Consider the following 728-nt stretch of genomic DNA (forward strand, 5'->3'; position numbering starts at 1 on the left):
AACTCGTTGAACGCCAGCAGTTGTTCGTCGCCGCTGCCCGCTTCGCCGCTGCCCGCTTGTTCCAGGGTCGCCAGCGCGGTCTGGACAAGGGCGATCTGCCCGCGGTTGCTGACGAAGGACAGCAACATCCCGGCACCCCACAGCAGCGCCACGCCCAACACCAGCGCATAAGCGACTCGCGGGGCGGACCAGCCCAGGCGTCGAGGGCTGGCGGCCTGATCGGCCAGCACGCCGTGCCAGGCTGGATCGATATGCCAATAGTGCCGCTGATCAATTTTATTGCCCGACGGCAGCGGCAGGCTGAACCACAGCCCCCGCAGCGGCACGCTGCGGGCCAACTCGCCGAACAATGGCGACAGCGCCTGACGCCACCGGGCCATGCCCTCGGCCTGCAAATCGCGGGACAGGCGCAACAGAAAGTCATGCGCCATCGCATCCCGCATTTGCTCCAGGCCCTGCTGCCGCAAAGGGTCGAGCAACGCCCCCAACCGGGTGTCCAGTTCAAGCGCCGTGCCCCGCGAGGACAACCGACAACCCACCGCCTGGGTCGGYCGCRGGTYYTGTACCCACTTGCTCGCGCAGACCTGCCAMAGGTGTAAGGGCAACTGCCAGCCCAATTCGCGGGCCAGCACCTTCAAGTGACGCACGCCGGCCCCCATCGCGGCGGCATCGCTGCACTGCTCCTTGCTCAGCGCCCAGACCACGCCGTCCAGCGCGCGCCAGCGGGT

The 728-nt window shown here is 67.9% G+C and carries 1 pseudogene; it reads right to left on the minus strand.

Going from position 1 to position 728, the window contains the following annotated elements:
- A pseudogene (locus AC1DVH_RS32230) lies at positions 1–728 on the minus strand (ImcF-related family protein); the annotation flags it as partial.

It is taken from the genome of Pseudomonas sp. P4_C3 (genome assembly GCF_056402075.1).